The organism is Sporosarcina sp. P29, assembly GCF_002743265.1.
In the GTDB taxonomy this organism is placed as follows: Bacteria; Bacillota; Bacilli; order Bacillales_A; family Planococcaceae; genus Sporosarcina.
This window is the reverse complement of sequence record NZ_PDYX01000118.1, coordinates 1-397: the sequence shown is the minus strand read 5'-3', so window position 1 is coordinate 397 and position 397 is coordinate 1. Positions and strand designations below refer to the sequence as shown.

General features: G+C 55.4%; 1 protein-coding gene. It reads right to left on the bottom strand.

Annotated features, from left to right (window positions below; genetic code table 11):
• Positions 1 to 397 (bottom strand): YcaO-like family protein (locus CSV68_RS16825; protein WP_199175058.1); only part of this gene is annotated, 397 nt, incomplete at both ends.

Here is a 397-nt window from a genome sequence, read left to right as displayed (position 1 = left end):
CAGCATGCTGGCGGTCAGTTCGTTTTCCGGATCGTAGAACGCACGCAGACGCGCGTCGAGAATGCCTTCCGGCAGCGCGTCGTCTTCAGGCAGCGGGAACCATTTTTCGTTTGGATAGTGCACAAACGGGCCGTTGGCGATGGTTTCACCCAGCCAGAAATCGGCGAAGAAATAGTTGGTCGACAGACGTTCAAAATACTCACCCAGCGCAGAGGCCAGTGCCGCTTTTTTTGTCGCGCCTTTACCGTTGGTAAAGCACAGGGCACACTCTTTATCGCGAATATGCACGGACCAGACATGAGGCACCGGGTTGAGCCAGGAGGCTTCTTCGATATTAAAGCCCAGGTCGGTCAGTTTCTGCTGGAAGCGAGCGATGGAATCTTCCAGAGCGGCGTCT